13 protein-coding genes are annotated in these 17496 nt (G+C 48.5%); 7 read left to right on the top strand and 6 right to left on the bottom strand.

Going from position 1 to position 17496, the window contains the following annotated elements; genetic code table 11:
• The first annotated feature begins 9 nt into the window (after positions 1 to 9).
• The 5 genes from ACG1BZ_RS12315 to ACG1BZ_RS12295 all read left to right on the top strand — a co-directional run bounded on the left by ACG1BZ_RS12315 (position 10) and on the right by ACG1BZ_RS12295 (position 9926).
• A complete protein-coding gene (locus ACG1BZ_RS12315; protein ID WP_413662055.1) occupies positions 10 to 2283 on the top strand; it encodes a class I SAM-dependent methyltransferase in 2274 nt (757 codons plus the stop codon).
• Positions 2273 to 3379 (top strand): Gfo/Idh/MocA family oxidoreductase, encoded by a 1107-nt coding sequence (locus tag ACG1BZ_RS12310; RefSeq protein ID WP_282932863.1) that lies wholly within the window; start codon positions 2273 to 2275, stop codon positions 3377 to 3379. The genes ACG1BZ_RS12315 and ACG1BZ_RS12310 overlap by 11 nt, the downstream gene beginning before the upstream one ends.
• Positions 3380 to 3455: 76 nt before the next feature.
• On the top strand, positions 3456 to 4343 hold the full coding sequence (locus ACG1BZ_RS12305; protein ID WP_413662054.1) for an ABC transporter ATP-binding protein: 888 nt from the start codon (positions 3456 to 3458) through the stop codon (positions 4341 to 4343).
• Positions 4340 to 7750: an ABC transporter permease gene (locus ACG1BZ_RS12300; protein ID WP_413662053.1), complete on the top strand. Its 3411-nt coding sequence runs from the start codon at positions 4340 to 4342 to the stop codon at positions 7748 to 7750. The genes ACG1BZ_RS12305 and ACG1BZ_RS12300 overlap by 4 nt, the downstream gene beginning before the upstream one ends.
• 31 nt (positions 7751 to 7781) lie before the next feature.
• Positions 7782 to 9926 carry a TonB-dependent receptor gene (locus tag ACG1BZ_RS12295; protein WP_413662052.1) on the top strand — a complete coding sequence of 715 codons (2145 nt, stop codon included), beginning with the start codon at positions 7782 to 7784 and terminating at the stop codon, positions 9924 to 9926.
• Between the two features lie 99 nt (positions 9927 to 10025).
• Here ACG1BZ_RS12295 and ACG1BZ_RS12290 read toward each other — a convergent pair whose 3' ends face one another.
• The 5 genes from ACG1BZ_RS12290 to ACG1BZ_RS12270 all read right to left on the bottom strand — a co-directional run bounded on the left by ACG1BZ_RS12290 (position 10026) and on the right by ACG1BZ_RS12270 (position 14776).
• A complete protein-coding gene (locus ACG1BZ_RS12290) occupies positions 10026 to 10709 on the bottom strand; it encodes a VOC family protein (RefSeq protein WP_413662051.1) in 684 nt (227 codons plus the stop codon).
• A 291-nt stretch (positions 10710 to 11000) separates the two neighbouring features.
• Positions 11001 to 11612, bottom strand: coding sequence for a hypothetical protein (locus ACG1BZ_RS12285; RefSeq protein WP_413662050.1), 612 nt, complete (start codon positions 11610 to 11612; stop codon positions 11001 to 11003).
• 312 nt (positions 11613 to 11924) lie between these two features.
• On the bottom strand, positions 11925 to 13223 hold the full coding sequence (locus ACG1BZ_RS12280) for a type II toxin-antitoxin system HipA family toxin (protein WP_413662049.1): 1299 nt from the start codon (positions 13221 to 13223) through the stop codon (positions 11925 to 11927).
• Positions 13217 to 13573 (bottom strand): helix-turn-helix transcriptional regulator, encoded by a 357-nt coding sequence (locus ACG1BZ_RS12275; protein WP_282932855.1) that lies wholly within the window; start codon positions 13571 to 13573, stop codon positions 13217 to 13219. Before ACG1BZ_RS12275 ends, ACG1BZ_RS12280 begins: the two co-directional genes overlap by 7 nt.
• Positions 13574 to 14257: 684 nt before the next feature.
• Positions 14258 to 14776, bottom strand: coding sequence for a MerR family transcriptional regulator (locus tag ACG1BZ_RS12270; RefSeq protein ID WP_413662048.1), 519 nt, complete (start codon positions 14774 to 14776; stop codon positions 14258 to 14260).
• Between the two features lie 147 nt (positions 14777 to 14923).
• Between ACG1BZ_RS12270 and ACG1BZ_RS12265 the strand changes: the two genes are divergently transcribed.
• Both ACG1BZ_RS12265 and ACG1BZ_RS12260 read left to right on the top strand, forming a co-directional pair.
• On the top strand, positions 14924 to 16033 hold the full coding sequence (locus ACG1BZ_RS12265; protein WP_413662047.1) for an LLM class flavin-dependent oxidoreductase: 1110 nt from the start codon (positions 14924 to 14926) through the stop codon (positions 16031 to 16033).
• A gap of 214 nt (positions 16034 to 16247) precedes the next feature.
• Positions 16248 to 16712 (top strand): GNAT family N-acetyltransferase, encoded by a 465-nt coding sequence (locus ACG1BZ_RS12260; protein WP_413662046.1) that lies wholly within the window; start codon positions 16248 to 16250, stop codon positions 16710 to 16712.
• Between the two features lie 120 nt (positions 16713 to 16832).
• Here the strand turns inward: ACG1BZ_RS12260 and ACG1BZ_RS12255 are convergent, their stop codons facing one another.
• Positions 16833 to 17366, bottom strand: a complete 534-nt coding sequence (locus tag ACG1BZ_RS12255; protein WP_413662045.1) for a Dps family protein — start codon at positions 17364 to 17366, stop codon at positions 16833 to 16835.
• Positions 17367 to 17496: the final 130 nt, after the last annotated feature.

Here is a 17496-nt window from a genome sequence, read left to right as displayed (position 1 = left end):
GGGACTGTGATGAAAATAGAAGCAATAGCAGCAAATATTTTAAGTGGTTTGGAACAGTTGGGTGAATATCCCGCATTATCACTTGAAGGCTGTGACTGGAGTGGCAGTCAGGTGCTGACTTGGACTGGTTCCGTGGTTGCAAAGCTCAATGAGCAGCTTGCAGAACAGGGCTCACAGCGAGGCAAAACACTACTCTGGCAAGCTGATAATTCTGGGAATGGGTTGCCTCTGCTGATGCACCTGGTGGCACTAAGGCTGGGCATCGGGTTTGAACTTGTGCCTGAGGCGAACCCAGAGAAGGATTGCTTGACCTTAGAGGTACAAATCCCGAATGCGTTAGAAGGCCATCGAGGTGAGTTTTCGGTATTGCTGGCAGAAAACACCACCGTGGAGACAAACCTGACCTTACTCGAAGCGCAGCAAGAAGCTTTGGGGCCTATTCAGGGAAAGGTCGCCGTATTTTCTCCGCTCAATGAATTTGCTCGCTTTGGTATTTTCGCAGCATGGAGTTGTGGGCTACCTGTGCGATTGCAGGACCCCGCTATCAACCCAGCTAAAGCGCTGGTTGCTCTGGAGCGTTCAGGGTTTTCCGGTGTGGTATTGACGTCAACTTTGCTAAAAGGCTTGGCCGCACACCCGGCATTGGCCTTGACCAATCTCAAAAGCCTGCAATGCCTTTTGTATGAAACCGATGTCTTGCTATCACAATCTCTGTTGCGGGATATTCAACGCTTATTGGCAAACGATATTTCCGGTTGGGTCTGTACCGATAAAGGTATAGAACCCGTTGCAAAGGTCCAGCAAGCCCAGACCCAAAAGCTTGCGACTCTTGTCGAAAGTGTGGCGAAACACCCTGCGGTCGCCAGCTCCGTGACAATTCCCCTTGCTGGAGAGAATCGCTGGGCGGTCTTTGCGCAGCCCAAAATGCAGGCAGAGGCCAGTAACCTTGATATGACAGGGTTGTTCGCGCGAATTAATACCGAGCTGGATGCGGAATTTGCCCATATTGATTTGGAACATGCGGTAAAGGTAACGGAACAACTTAACGCTACTGCTTTGCTATCCATGCTGAATGCTTTCAGCCACCTGGGATTGTTTTGCGATCGACATTCAGTACACAGCTTAGCGGAAATACTTGAAGCCCCTCCGGTGGCTCAGCAGCACCGAGCTTTGATCAAGCGCTGGATCAAGGTTTTACAGGAGCAGCAGTTACTTCGTACTGATGGCGAGTATTGGTCGCCAGAGGTAGATCCAGACAGCTACAGTGATGCTGCCTTGGCTCTAGCATGGACTCGGCTGGAACAGGAATGGCGGATGCTGTCTGGAGCCAGTAAAACGATCGATTACGCCCGCGCTAACGCGGAACAATTACCGGATCTAATTCGGGGCAAAGTCCAGGCTGTGCACCTGCTGTTCCCCCGTGGTAGCACTGAGTTGGCGAGTGCGCTTTACCGGGAGGGTATAGCGGCCAGGTACCAGCAGCATTCAGTAAGAGCTTTATTGAAGTCCATCTTAAATAATTGGGAAGGCCAGCAACAGACTCTGAAAATACTGGAAGTTGGCGCTGGCACTGGGTCGACTACCCAGGCTCTACTGCCAGTGTTGGATAGTGCCAGTGGCCATATCAACTTTGAATTCCAGTTTACGGATATCTCTGCGGCTTTTCTCGACAGCTTTTTCGCAAAACATGGGGATCAGGAGCAGCGCCCCTGGTTGCACCGTGGATTGTTTGATATTGATCGTTCACCGCGCAGCCAGGGATTTTCCCCCAATAGCTTCGATGTAATTATTGCCGGTGGTGTTTTTAACGCTGCCCGCGACACAGATGCGTCATTGCGCAGGGCAGCCGAGTTATTGCGCCCTGGTGGTTGGTTCATTATGACGGAGCCAACCAGTGAGGAGTTCTGGGTGATGGCATCACAGGCGTTTATGTTGGTGGATGCCGTCGATGAGCGCACAGATACCGGTGCAACCTTTCTGTCACTTTCTCAATGGCACAATGCCTTGGATGCTGCCGGCTTACAGCTGGTCATGGATTTGCCTGTCTCCGAACACCCTTTGTCCAGGCAAGGGCATCGCTTCTTCGCCTGTAGAGCCAAGCAAAATCAAGTGCGACTGACAGCAGATTGCCTGGCCGAATATCTCGATCACTTTAATTCTGAAATCTATATCGAAGTTTTGGACCAATTGCCTCTGACTCTTGAGGGTCAGATAGACAAGAACCAACTAGAGCAATGGGCCGTGTCCATGGCTGAAAACCGGGGAGAGTCAAATGGGAATTGATAACCGCAAGCGGGTTGTCGTTGCAGGGACAGGTTTTGGTCGTATTTATCTCGAAGCCCTGACATCGTCCAGATTACCCGGCCGAGAACATTTTGAACTCTCTGGATTATTGGCTCGTGGCAGTGATTATTCCAGGAGCTGTGCCGAGCAATATGGAGTACCGCTCTATACCGAGGCAGAGCAGGTCCCCGATGATATCGATATTGTGTGTGTTGTTGTGCGTTCTGGTGCAACCGGGGGCGAGGGTTCTGAAATAGCACAATCGTTTCTTAAACGAGGCATTCATGTATTGCAGGAGCATCCGGTCCACACCAAGGAAATTACCGCCAACCTGCTAGCTGCAAAGCAGGGGAATTCGGCCTATGCCGTTAACACCCTATACCCCAATTTGCGCCCCACCAGGCAGTTCCTGGCTGCGGCAGAATACTTACGTCGGCACCAGCGCCTGGAAATGATCGATGCTATTTGCAACAGCCAGATGGCCTATCCGCTATTGGATGTTATTGGTCGTGCAGTGGGCGGGCTTCGCCCCTGGTCTTTTAGCGAGCCGGTGCAACCAGAGGGCCATCCTTTTCAAAGTCTGTCGGCTACCTTTGGTGGTGTGCCCATGACTTTGCGTATTCAGAATCAGGTTCATCCACAGGACCCTGATAATCATTCCCTGCTATTACATCGGCTTGCTATAGGTGGCGAGGCTGGGGTTTTGACTTTGACTGATACTCACGGCCCCGTGCTCTGGAATCCCAGGTTGCATTCACCAAGGGACCAAACCGGCCGGCTTATTTTAAAGGGTGAGGGTACAGAGCGGCTGGCCGTTCCCAGCATGGTTACCCTGGGCGATACGGAAATGCGTAGTTACCACGATATTTTTGCCCTCACTTGGCCGGAGGCGGTTATTGAGGCTCTGCACTCCCTTTGTACTGATATCGCACAACCCGAGAAGCGCAAGCAAAGTGGTCAATGGGCATTGAGTGTCTCAATGGCGTGGAGTGATTTAACGGCCCGAATCGGTATGCCGACGTTGATCCAGCGAGGGGAACCGGAGCCGGTATCAGTTCAGGCACTAGCGGATATTGTCGGCCAGGCTTGCGACTAGAGTTTTAAGAAAACACGAACAGCACAAAAAAAGTGATTACGGAATTTTTACTTATAAAACGGGGTTAGGAGGAGAGATGCAAAATCAATCAGGGTTGATCATCGAAGGGCTCTTTAAGACATATAAAAATGGGGTGAAGGCGTTAAACGGCGTTAACTTGGAAGTTGGCCCCGGCATGTACGGATTACTTGGGCCTAATGGTGCCGGGAAAAGTAGTTTGATGCGTACCTTGGCTACCCTGCAAACCCCGGACAGTGGTCGGATCATGCTGGATGGTGTGGATGTGCTGGCAAAGCCGGACTTTATGCGCAGTAAACTGGGCTATTTGCCGCAACATATCGGCGCCTATCCTGGAATTGCAGCGCGGTCATTGCTGGAGCGTTTTGCCTGGCTCAAAGGCTTCACCGAAACAAGCGCAAGACGCCGTGAAGTGGATAGGCTATTGGAGCAGGTCAATTTGGCCGATGTAGCCGATCGAGCCGTATCAACCTATTCCGGCGGTATGCTGCGTCGTTTTGGTATTGCCATTGCATTGATTGGCGAGCCGCGCCTGATCATCGTTGACGAGCCAACCGCTGGCCTGGACCCGGCTGAACGCAATCGCTTTCACTGTGTTTTGGCGGATGTCGCGGCGGATGCCATTGTATTGCTTTCTACCCATATCGTTGAAGATATCGAAAACCTGTGTCAGCGCCTGGCGATATTGGCCTCAGGGCGCATTGTCGTTGAGGGGACAGCCCCGGAAGTGACTGCGCCCCATAAAGACAAGATGTGGCAAGCACTGATTCCTCGCGGCGAGCGGTTACCGGAATCCCTGCACAATATCGCCAAGCCTGATGGCACCCAGGTAATTGTGCACGGTGAGAAACCCGAAGACCCTCGCTTTACGGCCCATACCCCGCGCCTGGAAGATATCTATCACCTGGCGATTGAGCAGGTAAAAGACCAGCGGGAGGCTGCATGAACAAGCTGGCGCTTATTGCCCATGAGGCAAAGCTGGAGATAAGAGCCGGATTTAGCAGCGGCATCGTGGCTTTAGCCTTCTGGGGGCTGGTGATCTACCTGCTTCTGAATTTGGTCAATGCCGACTACATGCAAAAAATGGGGGCCACAGATATTCCCCGGAACTCACCATCACTCATTTACCTGATGGGTGCGGGATGTATGTTCTTTCAGTTTTTTGCCTGGGCCTGGGTTTTCTCGCAGCCTATATTGCGGGACCGAAAAGCCAGTCTGCATGAAGTGATCTATACAACCCCGAATTCTTTGAGCGTAATGCTTTGGGGGCGGTTTCTTGGCGCTGCGGTAATAGGAGCCATATTAAGTGCATCTGCGCTGGTAGGGTTTTTAGTCTCGCCGGTATTGGTGTGGATGGGCTTGCTGCCCGAAACAGCGATTGGCCCAGCGCCCTGGAAAGCCCTTGGGTTTGCATGGATCTGGTTACAGATTCCCGCGAGCATCGGTATTGGCGCTCTGTATTTTGTCGCTACATTGCGAACTCGCAGCCTGGCCGGTCCTTTTGGACTCGCAGCGGCTTTAATGATGTTGTGGATGTTTGCTGTGATCGTTCTTCGGGGTGGCAATATTAATCCGCAGCTGGCTACGGTAATGGACCCCTCGCTATTTACTTTCGTTTATACGGAGGTTACTTCCTGGACACCTCTGCAAAAATCAACCTCGCTATTGCCGTTTACTTTGGGTTCGGTACTGAATCGAATTCTATGGTGTCTTGTTCCTTTGCTTGCCTTGGCGGCTTGCCTGAAATACTTGCGAAGGGAAACACTGGTACTGGAAGAGGCTGCCAAACCTGCCCGGGCGAAGGCCGCTAAAAAGGCAGCCACTCGCAAGGTTAAAGATTTCTCTTCATCTAAGCCCGACACCGCATCGGTTGGCCGCTCCCTGCGTCAACTCATGCTGGAAGCCCGCTGGAGATTATTTCACGTATGGAGTAGTCGCGCTTGGTGGGTCGGTGTTGCGGTCCTGGTAATAATGGGGGTGGCTAGCTCGTTTACCCAGATCATCTGGCACGCTGAAGGGCCTATGGCACCGCGCTTGGAAATGCTATTGCCGCTTCTCAAGGATGTTATTTTCCTGGTTATTGCTTTTGTAATCGCCGCATTGACTGGCTTGGTGTGCCGCAGGGATCAGGTGCCTGGGTTTGACGACATGCTGTCTGCAACCCCCGCGCCCGACTACACACGATTATTTGGCGTTGCCCTTACCGTATTCGCCATGACGGTGCTGTTGGCCCTGTTGCCGGGTCTATCGGGCATTATTGCTGTGCTTCTCACCGCTCCCGCATCTGTCGATATCGTACAGGCGTTCACTTATCAATTGCTGATAGTGACAGCTCCTTTATTGGAGTTGTCGATGATGGTGCTTTTGGTGCATGCATTGTTCCGCCATGCGGGCTTTGCCTATTCCATGTCAATGTTTGTGACCTTTATTCTGGTCCTCAATCATGAGCTGGAGCTGGTGCATTACCCGCCCTATGAAGTGGGTATCACCGCTCATATTCAACTGTCAGCACTCAGTGGTTGGGAACCCTGGATCGGTTATTTATTGGCCTTGGATGGTTTTAAAGTTGCGCTTGCCCTATTGATGATCGGCCTGGCTGCTCTTTTGATTCCCCGTGGACTGGATAGCCGCATGTCTCAAGGTTTTGCCTTGATACGTTCACGCCTTATGGCCCCTCAGGGTGCCCTGGTGGCTTGTTCTGCTTTATTTCTTCTCGGTCTCGGTTCTGTATTGGGAGATAGGCTGGTAGTGCAGGGCGGGTATCAATCACCAGAGCAACTCAAACAAGAAGATGCCCTCTGGGAATCTTACTGGCTGCCGAAAGCGAGTGGGTTTGAGGTGTCCGGTGGTGAATTGAATATCAATATCGACCCGGATAACCAAACAGTAGAAGGTGAGTGGTTATTGCATAAAGTCTATGTCGAAGGGCAGGGCTTGCAGTTTGAATTACCCCACGGATTTGTATTGGTTAAGGCCTCAGTGGGCGGGCGTGAAGTCACACCGGATCAACGTTACGACCATATGTCGCTGCCAGTATCAGGCTGCTCTGATCAGGGTTGTAATATCAAACTGTTGTGGCAAATGAAGGCGCCGGGGTGGTCCGCAGAGGGAGAACCCTCAGGGCTGACTGCCAGTGGAGTCTGGTTACAAGCGAGCGATATTGTTCCGCGTATCGGTGTTGACCCCGAGCGTATCTTGCGTGTGTCAGCGGAACGTGAAGCGCTGGGCTTGAACCCTGAGTTCAGCCTGCCGGCTTCACAACTGGCCACAACCCTTGAGGGCGCGGCCCCATCGGGGGACTGGCGTTGGCAGATCCAAATCCAAAGGGATGATAAAAATGTCTTTAGTGAGCAGGGGAGCACTCATGGCCCCTTGGATTTCTCCATTCAATGGGCACCCAATACGAAACTAGCGGTATTCGATGGGTTTGATATTTCCCATGATTCCGATCGTTCAAATATGGTTTCCGCCATTGCTAAAGACGTTGGGCAGATGCAGGCCTGCGTGAGCCAGCGGCTGGGTACTGATATCGAAATTAAACGGATTGCCCAATGGCCAAGAGGACTTGGAGAGACACGGGCCAGCGGTAATTTGCTGCAACTGTCCGAGGGGCCTCATTGGGATATCGCCGATGAAGGTACAGGGCGCTGGCTGAGACGGGTCGATATCGCCCGAGCCTTGGCCCGCCAGCATTTACTGGAAAGTTCGGACTTACGACGTATTGCCGGCTCCGCGTGGCTCAGCGATGGAGTTTCTGGAGCGATTGGCCTGCTTTGTGTAGCGGAAATCGACGGCATCGAAGTGCTTGATGATGTGCTGGTTCGATACTCCGATAAGACGACCAGAGACTTGGCTGGCAGTGAGGTACCCGTTGAGCGCTTAAGCACCGCACCGATTTCCGGTTGGACTCGCTACTACGCGCCGGTGGCTGCACTGGACTGGACGCTTCTGCAATCTCCTGAGTCCCTGTCCGCGTTACTCGATGACATCAAGCAGCAGAAGAATATTGAAAATGTACTGAGCGCTTATGTCGGTGAGACACGGACACAAAATATGCTCGGGGCTCCTCTGTCATCAGCTCTGACGGTCGAGTACCTGGAGTCCGGTCAAATACGCCTGGACGGACAGCGTTGGCGCTGGGAGAAGGGTGGATGGCAACCGGTCGCACAAACGGCCAGCTACCGTTTGCTAGCCGATATTAATGAGTTGGATTCTGAGGTCATCAATGGAAAAACGCTGATTGAGCGTCTGCCCTCGGAGAAAGTTCTAGCGCTGGATATCTGGCCTTCCTATCAGCGGGACCCTGCACAGAATTTACTGGCTGAGAGTTCTGAAGTATCGAATATCAATTAATAGCCTAAGTAATAGAAAGGAAATTCAATTTATGCTCAGCTTAAACCTAGATAAGAAAGTACTTGCGAAACAAATTTCGCTAATATCGGCAAGTCTGCTATACGCTTCCGGAGCCTACTCTGCGGCGGAAGGAGCGGAAAAGGAAAGTTCTTCCGAAACAGAAATGGAAGTCGTTGAAGTTACTGCCCGGCTTACAAAAGAGAAAGCCAAGGATGTTCCCTTCAGCTTGAGTGTTGTTAGCGAAGAGGATTTGAAAAACCGATTGCTGCTCAATTTTGAAGATGCATTGCGCAGTGCACCTGGAGTAGATGTTTATTCTTCCAGTGGTGCGGTGGATGCAAATATCCGTATTCGCGGGGTTGGTTCACTGACTCAGGTAAATAAGGATGATGGCTCCGTTGTAGTGAACCTTGATGGCGTATCTATGCCTGCGGGAAATGTGTCACTTGGGACTCTGGATATCGAAAGACTGGAAATATTAAAGGGGCCTCAAGGGACCTTATTCGGGCGCAACAGTGAGGCTGGCGCTATTAATATTACCACTAACAAGCCAACCGAAGAGTTTGAAGCTTACGGACGTGTAGAGCTCGGAGAGGATAACCAGAGTTTATATCAAACTGTGATCAGCGGCCCATTCTCTGAATCACTCCGTGGCCGAGTAGCCATCCGACATATCAGTGAGGACCATTGGGTTGAGAATACGACTAACGGCGATCCAATGACTGAACCCAAAGACCTGGCTTTCAGAGGTAGTCTGGAATGGGATTTGGGTGCGAAAACATCAGCCTTATTTATTGCTGAGAAGCAACAACAGGAAGGCTTTCTGAACCTTCAGTTATTACAACCTTTCGGTGATGACCCTGGCAGTGAACACACACCAGGAGCTTTTGACGATAATGAAAAAACCGTTGAGCGATTTTCCACTGAAATCAATCACCAATGGGCTAATACTCAACTGACTTCTATCACTGCATTGGTCAACACGGATTTTAGTTACCTAACCGGTTTTGACCAAGAGACTGCCCAAGCAGTGTTCAATTTCCCAATGGAGTATCTTCGTGGCGATAGCCAGGACGAGCAGACCATCAGCCAGGATCTACGCTTGTCCTCATTGCCTGAGGCATCTACATTCTGGGTGATTGGACTCAATCTACAAGAAGGTGAAAGAAGTTTTGACTCAATTGATTTGGTGTCCTTCGCCAATCAATACCGGGATTACGATACTGATAGCCAGGCTATTTACGGTGAGACTACATTACCTGTAACTGACTCCCTGAAATTTACAGCTGGATTACGTTACACCCAAGAGAGTAAGAAGTACGCCGGTGAGTATTCCAGCTACGGTATGGATGGCAATCTCTACGTTTCTCAAGACCAAAGAGATTTGGACGATAGCTATACAACTGGCCGCTTGGCTCTTGGTTATTCGCTGTCCAATTCCACAAATATCTATGCAGTTGCCGCACGAGGCTATAAATCTGGTGGGTTCAATGACTTTGCTTTGCAGTCTGCCGATAGCGTTGCTTACAAGCCCGCAACTGTCGACACCTTCGAGCTAGGCATTAAAAACGAGTCAGACAGTCTGAATATCAGTGGTGCTGTATTCTTTAGCTCAGTGGAAGATGATCATTTGTTAGGCTTCGATTTTGCTTCCTATTCCTCTGCTGCAGTAAATGCAGATACGGAGACATTTGGTGCAGAGCTTGAGGCCGATTGGTTTATTACCGAGCAGTTTAGTATTGCCGGTGGCTTGAGCTTCCTGGATACGGAAATTACAAAAGATGTGTATGGTGTTTCCGGTGGTGACGTTTTGGCGGGTAATGAAGTGCCTGACGTACCCAGCTGGAGTGCTAGCCTGGCATTGAATTACTACCAGCCTCTGCCAGACTTTATGGGGTTAAGCGCACCGGCTCTCAATACTAACCTGACTGTACGCCATGTAGATGAGCGCCCGGCAGATGCACAAAACCACTTTAACCTGGATGCTTACAGCAAGGTGGATCTTCGTGTAGCACTGCAAACGGACTCTATGGAGCTTTATCTGTTTGCTGACAATCTGCTTGATGAGCAGTATCAGTTATATGGCTACACCAATGCGATATTTGCCCCTGATGCCAGAATAGGGGCGCCGGCAAAAGGACGTCGTGCGGGAGTTGGAGTTCTATACCGTCTGTAATGAGATTTCGACAGTTTAGTTAACGACTGTTTTATCTATCTTGATGGTGAGTGGATCAATCTCTGTAGAGATTGATCCACTAAATAGCTCAGAGGCTCCTTAGCTTGCTGGGTTGATTGTACTCCCATGCAATAGAGTCGGGTCCAAATTTTCTCTCAGACCACTAACCTCTATACCCGTAACTTTGGTTGTAGGCCCGGGTTTGATATTAAATGTGGAATCTTTATCGATTAAACGTTGTACAGTTTTCCAGTCCTGTTCACTGACTTCCATGTGCACTTTACTCAGGCCAGTAGCACCATTTTTATGGTTTGTTTCTTGAGGGTACTGAGGTGGGTTATATGGACTTACAATAAATGGCAGTCGCTCAGAGCGAGGATAAACAAAGCGGAAGCTGGTTTTTTGTCCGTTTGGCTTGGTTCGTTGCCAGGGAATCACTCGCCCGGTTTGAACACCCTCACGCTTCATCGCTGAAAGATCATTATCAAAATCGTCACTGACTAAGGCAACATCACAAAAACCTTCCCCTTCTTGCGACCAACGTATCATCCTACGTCCTGCGCCCCGGCCGGCAAAGAGATCAATAATCCATTTGAAGTATTGAGCATTGGATGGTGACGTTAGTAACTCAATAATCGCTCCCTCACGAAACCAAATATGTGCGTGCTGAGCACTTTTTTCTTTTGTGGCATAATCCACGGAAAAACCGAGCTGACGGAAATCTTGTACAGCTTGATGAATATCCTCCACCCAGAGTAAAACATGGCTACAGCGTGTTCTCATAAGAGTGCCCTTTGTCTAAAAATAGTGTTGTTTGTTTAGTTTTTATTTTTTAGGCGGCAGTTGTTAGTTAATCATTTTTTGTGGTTGATTTAACCATACCAGAAATTACGATAAGGGTGATTTAACTTTTGCCGAAATTTTAATAATTATGAAAGTAATATAATCTACTTGGTGATTCTTTCAGGAATTGTATGGGCCGCTGAACAGTGTAGGGGTCAACGCTCCGTAGTGAGAATCGGGTGTCTATTTCTAAAAACACAAAAGATTGATGTGGCTTGGACCGAGCAGAAATTACTCTGAAACCTCAGGTTTGATCCCTACGCAATATTTGGCGGGAACCTCATCTAAGCTAAATGCCTTCATCAGTTTTCTGCTTGCTCCCACATAAGACTCTACCGTTGCACCAGACCAGTAACCCGTATCACAACTCAGGGAAACACAATCGCCTCCAAAAGTTACAAAAGACTTATCCCGTACAATCTTGCATGTGCATATGGCTTTAAGTGGATTCATCGGGTCGACAATGCAGGGTTGATCCAGGCAATCAGTCCACGGTTTACCTTTGGGGCAGGACAGTACAGGTTTGGTGGGAGCCTGTGCGAAAGAAAATGTCGATAAGGCTTTTTTGACGTCGTTTGAGTCAGTCACAGGAGCCCGGGTTTTACATTCGGAAAACCCGAAGTTCAACCCCTTATTAACGTCACACCTGCAAATTGCATTTGAATTTGGATTGCTGGGGTCTGGAATGCATGGGGCAGATGTGCATAGAACATACTCATTATTACAAATGATGCCCTTGCTATTCTTGACTGATTTATGGCCATCCTCTTCTGCTGCCGTTTTAACTCCCATAAAAGCAAGGACAATCAAAATTATTGTGAATAGATGTGACTGTTTCATCATGAGCAGCTCTTTTATACGCTAATCGCCAAAATAGAATGAAAGCTGATATTTCCCAGATGAAGATGATTGAAGTGTCGTTTTTTTAGATTGGACCTGGCTTCATCCCGCCCGATATCTCATAGACTATTAGCTCGTGTACGGTGCCTCCTTTCTATTCGACAGGGGATCTTTGCAGTTAAAAGATACACTGGGGCCGCCGTGGGAGTATGGTTGGGAGGCTGAAGGTTGTAGCGGTAAAATTTGGGATCGAACCCTGGCTCCATCCTTGGGGCCACAAAAGAAGTGGCTAGGTCAATGACATATAGATGTAATTCAAGTTAGCTTGCGGTGGTTTTGGCCAATTTCAATAGTCCAGCTTTCAGAGACACCGGAGGCTTCAGCGAACTGCTCCCAATTTGCTACCGCACTTGCGACCTGATCAATTATCTCCATTGGGCGCTTAATGCTTATGGATTCCCCAATAGATATTAAGTCATCTAAAATGAAGTGATCACGCTTTCCGTTAATACTCATCTGGTGTTGACTTGTCCAAGCTCCGCCAGGATTGTGGGCATAAGTCAGGTCAAAGGCTGGTGAAAGAGACCATTCTCCGGCTGGGTCCATAAGAAATGCAATATTCTTTGTATGATCATCTTGATTCCTGGCCAATACGTTGAAGACCATACGGCGATATTGCTGAACGGCTTCATTTTTAGGCAGATATAGTTCACGCATTATGCTGAATACTTGCTCATAGGAGTGGGCACCTGCCATGTTGAAATCCAAGTGCGCAATACCACATAGAGACTGCATATGAAGCTTTTGCCCGTTTACCCGATCAAAGCGCCGCGTCATAAAATGCGCTCGGCCATTTTCCTCCAATAGCCTGCATTCCGCCATATTGATACCCGCTTCGCGAGCCATACGATGATAGGCGTATTCAACCCGCCCGTAGCCATCGCTTACCCCGAGTTCAAGATCTCCAGCGCCGTCAAATTTGAGAAGCCAGTAGTCATAGCCTTTAGGGGCGGGGACCTGACCAGAGCGAATATCCCCCATAGCATTCATGGCAATAATTGCTTTTGCACGGGCGCCTCCCGCACTGGTTCCTACGCGCAATATGTCCAGCAAGGAGCCTGATTTTTCAGTATCACTATGTCCAAATTGCGTGTTGAGATCTGTCTGCCTATTGGTAATTGCGGCAGCTAGTTTGACTAATTCTTCAACGTTCAGGTCGACAGAATCTTTGAAAGTGCCGTCCACCGCCGGTTGAAATTCAAGCGCTCCCATGCCACGAGTACCGGTGTAACAGAGTCGCTCAATAGGGTTGAAGCTCTCTGGAGTTCGCCCTTGGCGTGCGAGCCAGGCATCAATCACCGCATTGCCGAACTTGTCAGGCAGGCAATCGGCGAGGAGTCCCGGTAATCCTTTAAATGTTTCCCGACCGAGGCCGCGAAATGTATATGGCTCATTTGAAGCTTCAATAGGCATGGTTATCGGAGCTATATCCAGCCACCGACGCAAGAACTCCGGTGCATACTCGAATGAACCATAACCACTGTCACCCCAGTGGACAGCGCCTACCAACTCGCCCCACAAGTGAACTGTTGCGGCATTTGTCTGGTTTACCATTCCGGCTTGCTCCTTTTCTTATTGCTGTTCAAGGGCAGGGTATCGCGCTGATTCTGTGAGCTGCGGCTGGCTCTCTGCCGCTGTTTACCTTGAGTAGCAATTTGCATCGGACTTACTGCCGGTTCAGGTAAGAAGCTATCCAATGAATCAAGTTGGCGAAGTACTCTCAGCGCAGCAACAAGGCTATCAAGCCTGCCACGACCAGCCTCCAGCCCTTTAATGGTGGAGGTGGATAGGCCTGCACGCTCAGCCATGTCATCTTGAGTAAGGTTCATTCGTAAGCGGTAGTTTTTGAGACGATTGCCCAGCGACTCAAGTATTTGCTTATCTGATTGACCGTGAAATCCCATAATAGTTGCCTTTCCACCCTTTGATTAGGTTTTGTCGAGCTAAAGGGTGCTTTTTGAGCTATTATAGTCTACAAAGGTTAAAAGTGTTAATAGGTGGAGTTGCAGCTATTAATGCTTAAATTGATCGTTTACAGGTGTTATTCAGGCTATTATTTGTATTAATCCTATTATTGATGGAGGCCGCCTCTACCGGAAGCTCAACTTCTGCTGGCGATAAGAGAAACACCTGTTCTACATAAGATTTGATGCCATAGGCGGGCGACTACTTTCCTCGGGGATGATTAGGCTTCACTGCTGCTATTAGATTTCTTGCCGTTGCCAAATGGGAACAACTAAGAGGTTTCTATGGAGATTTACATTAGATACTGCCATGAACAGTGGCCGCAAATTAACTAGAAGCAAATTGTTTCCCTATATTGTTCTATGGGTAAACCAACAGTAGCTGACCGTTACAAAATTTATCCCTGTTAACTTTAAGTTAGGAGGAAGGTTTTTGTATACGCTCCCCTATAGTTTGTAGAGGATTGTAAGCTGCTCTATAGGTATGGTAGGAGTTCTTTAGATTTGGTAGGAGGTAAAGCTTATATATTGATAGCTAACAGGGCGACGATAAGAGAAAGTACATAGATTAACGACGGGGCAATGCTTTGGAAACCAAAACAAATCAACTGCTGTAGACGCTCTTTAGGCCTTAAAACCTCTTGTACTTTTTATTTCTTCAGGTTTCATACCTAGAGACTCAAGAAACCTCTGGTGTTGTTCAGGTTCCATTTCCTCAAACTTATGGTGCCAAGCGAGCATAGAGTCTTCATCAAACCCTGCCGCTCTCATTATTTCTACCCATCGATTCTTAGTGACCATTTGATCTTTAAGCAAACTTGGCTCTTTTAATAGGGCGACGATCGCTCTCTGTTGTTCTTTAAGCTTGTGAATTTCGCTCTCCAATTGGTAGAAATGATCTTCCAGAATCCGAGACTGAGATGAAGTGTTTTGGCCATCAAGTAATCGTTTTATATCGTTCAGAGATAGGCCGTAGGAACGATAGGCAACAATAGCTTCCAGCCTTCTAGTTTCATTTTGGCCATACCAGCGATAGCCGTTATCTGAGCGCCGTGTGGGCGCAAGTATTCCTTCTCGTTCATAGTAAAGAATCGTTGCCCTAGATATACCACAGTGCCTGGCCAGTTCTGTAACAGTTAGCATAAATGCTCCAGATAGGTAGAGCAGGTGATGATCAACCCTGAACCTGTAGACAGGTCAAGTCGGAAGGCGATACCTTGAATTGCTCTTATGGAAGTGTAAAGGAGATTTGAACCGCTCCGTAGAATCCCTTCTTTTGTGCTAATGAAAATGACACTTACCGTAGGTTTGTGTATATGGCGAATATATGGTCATTTATTTGCTATTGACTCGTCTATAGATGCAGGGTTCAAAGTTCTGGGCTTTAGCAATCAGCGAGAGATGTTTTTGGTTATGGGTCACTCAATTAGCAATATTAAGAAGTCACTATTCTGGCTTTTGGACTATCACCCGGAGGTCGAAAAATATCCCAGTTTGTTGATGAAGCACTGCATAGAACATACGGTGTTGTCTGAAAGAGCTGGCTTCAATAGTGTTTGGTGTGCAGAGCATCACTTCCAGCATCTGGGACATATTCCCAACCCTGCTGTTTTCCTTTCAGCGCTTTCCCAATTGACTAAAAGGATACGCCTAGGTTCGGGAGTTTCTATCTTACCCTTAAGGAGCCCGATTCAGGTGGCAGAGGACTATGCCATGTTAGATATTTTGTCTGCGGGGCGCCTCAACATGGGAGTGGGTACTGGTGGGCAACTCTTGGAGTCAGAAGGAATGGGGTATGACTTTTCAAGCCGAGGGGAGAGATTTAAGAATAACCTAGCTGAGATTCAAAAGCGCTGGAAGCTGGCTTTAGAGGGCCATAGAGGAGTTGAGTCCTTAAATATATCTCCTGTGCAAAAGCCTTCTCCCCCAATTTACATCGCGAGCAATAACCCCGAAAGCGCATATAAAATTGGAAGGTCGGGATATGGCCTGATAACAATTGTTGCGCCTTCAACCGAGAATATTGATGAAATCGCTGTGCGAATTGAGCAGCATCGTCAGGGATTGGCTGATAGCGGCTTTGGTAAGGACCATGCGGAAAGTGTAGTTACCATCTTCTCCCAGGTGGGGGAATCGGAAAAGGACGTGAGGTATTCAGTAGAGCCTGCATTGGCCCGTGTGATTTCTTATCTTTCCGGTAACAAAGTCTCAGATGCTTCGGGGATATACAACTGTATGCGTGATAAAGGAACTGGGCTTTTTGGTACTCCAGCGGAAGTTCAACAAATGATCGCTCGTTATCAGGATATTGGTGTTGAACATATGGCATTTATCAATCGATTTGGTGGCTTGGATTGGTCTGTTGCTTTACGTAGCCTCGAATATTTAGGAGACATTTAAGAGGCGATCTATAAGCGCTGGGATCAAGGTCTCAATAAACCGGCCCCTGATTAAGGGGCTCATCCCCTTCACTTAAGAGCAATTCAATAGAGAGTTGTCCGCTTTCTTTCCTACGCACCCAGCTTGCTGCCAGTAAAAATTGCTGATAGATTCTAAATGTGATCACATTTCAGCTGGGCAAAAATGTAAATAAGTTAAAGGGAAGGGATAGTTTATGGTGAGTCCGATTGTAAGGGCCGGGGCGAAGCAGAGTAGTGAGGTCGCAGGACTGGTAACAAAATTGCTGCAAGCTCTTGTCGGTCATAGGCGCAACATCGATCCAGAGGTCATGGCAGTAACGGCTAAGAAGTTACTTTCACAAGATAATGGGTTCCATGCTTTCCTATATTATGCCGATGGAGCTCCAGTGGGCGTTATTACCCTATCAAGGTCTGCTGCTATTTATGCCGGTGGCAACTATGGGGTAATTGAGGAATTGTATGTTGAGCCAGAGTTCCGTTCACAGTTTATTGGTAAGGCTCTTTTGGATGAGGTGATCAGATTTGCGAAGGAAGAGGGCTGGCCACGGTTGGAAGTTAGTACTCCGGAAAGAGAAAACTGGCAACGAACAATTGATTTTTACCTCCGAGAAGGTTTCCTCGAAAATTCGGTCGGGGAGAGGTTGAAGCTGGAATTGTAGCTCTTAACCTGAAAAGGAACAGGCCGCTTTGGAAAATGAAAGTCGTATTGGTTGAGTTTGATCTGACAGGGTAATTCAAAAAGTAGCGCTGTCTGCCAGATCAAGCTTGAGCCAAAGGGCTCAGTGGTGTGTCAAACCAGAGCTGCGACTAGCCTCAAACAAAAACCATGACCGCTTTTCTGCCTGATCAATATACTCTTCCAGCAAGCTTGCGGTAGCAATATCTCTATGCTCATCACAAAGTTCGTGGACTTTACGCATACTTGCAATCATTTCCCGATTGTCTTCGCCGAGCTCTAACAGCATATCTTGCGGATCTACATACTCGGCATCATTATCTGAAGAACGCTGTAGCTTAGCGATATGGCCAATGGAGCGAAGCGTAGTGCCTCCTAGTTTGCGTACGCGCTCCGCCAGTGCATCGGTCATCTCAAATACTTCATCGGCTTGATCATCGAAAAGCAAATGATAGTCCCTGAAGTGGGGGCCACTGACATGCCAGTGAAAGTTCTTGGTCTTCACATATAGGCTGAAAGTATCTGCCAGCAGGGTATTAACGGCGATAGTAATGCTGGCCCTCGCACTCTCACTTAAATCAGATGGGGCGGCTAGCCTGGATTGTGTGCCTACCGCTTCTCCAGTTGCTTTTCTCATATCAAACCTCATAAGTTATGACAAAGGTACAGGTGTGGCAGTCGGTGTCTCCATGGCACTAGATTAGACACCTATATGGAGACTAGCCATTCACAAAGGGGAAGATATTTAAGGTCTTCACAAAGAGTGT

The sequence above is a fragment of the Microbulbifer sp. CNSA002 genome (assembly GCF_047324085.1).
GTDB lineage: Bacteria > Pseudomonadota > Gammaproteobacteria > Pseudomonadales > Cellvibrionaceae > Microbulbifer.
The sequence above is the reverse complement of the archived record's forward strand: the minus strand, read 5'-3'. Positions and strand labels throughout refer to the sequence as shown.

Bases quoted from the DNA above. Each gene is read 5' to 3' on its own strand.
- ACG1BZ_RS12315 (WP_413662055.1), top strand. From the start codon at position 10: ATGAAAATAGAAGCAATAGCAGCAAATATTTTAAGTGGTTTGGAACAG.
- ACG1BZ_RS12310 (WP_282932863.1), top strand. From the start codon at position 2,273: ATGGGAATTGATAACCGCAAGCGGGTTGTCGTTGCAGGGACAGGTTTT.
- ACG1BZ_RS12305 (WP_413662054.1), top strand. From the start codon at position 3,456: ATGCAAAATCAATCAGGGTTGATCATCGAAGGGCTCTTTAAGACATAT.
- ACG1BZ_RS12300 (WP_413662053.1), top strand. From the start codon at position 4,340: ATGAACAAGCTGGCGCTTATTGCCCATGAGGCAAAGCTGGAGATAAGA.
- ACG1BZ_RS12295 (WP_413662052.1), top strand. From the start codon at position 7,782: ATGCTCAGCTTAAACCTAGATAAGAAAGTACTTGCGAAACAAATTTCG.
- ACG1BZ_RS12290 (WP_413662051.1), bottom strand. From the start codon at position 10,709: ATGAGAACACGCTGTAGCCATGTTTTACTCTGGGTGGAGGATATTCAT.
- ACG1BZ_RS12285 (WP_413662050.1), bottom strand. From the start codon at position 11,612: ATGATGAAACAGTCACATCTATTCACAATAATTTTGATTGTCCTTGCT.
- ACG1BZ_RS12280 (WP_413662049.1), bottom strand. From the start codon at position 13,223: ATGGTAAACCAGACAAATGCCGCAACAGTTCACTTGTGGGGCGAGTTG.
- ACG1BZ_RS12275 (WP_282932855.1), bottom strand. From the start codon at position 13,573: ATGGGATTTCACGGTCAATCAGATAAGCAAATACTTGAGTCGCTGGGC.
- ACG1BZ_RS12270 (WP_413662048.1), bottom strand. From the start codon at position 14,776: ATGCTAACTGTTACAGAACTGGCCAGGCACTGTGGTATATCTAGGGCA.
- ACG1BZ_RS12265 (WP_413662047.1), top strand. From the start codon at position 14,924: ATGACACTTACCGTAGGTTTGTGTATATGGCGAATATATGGTCATTTA.
- ACG1BZ_RS12260 (WP_413662046.1), top strand. From the start codon at position 16,248: ATGGTGAGTCCGATTGTAAGGGCCGGGGCGAAGCAGAGTAGTGAGGTC.
- ACG1BZ_RS12255 (WP_413662045.1), bottom strand. From the start codon at position 17,366: ATGAGAAAAGCAACTGGAGAAGCGGTAGGCACACAATCCAGGCTAGCC.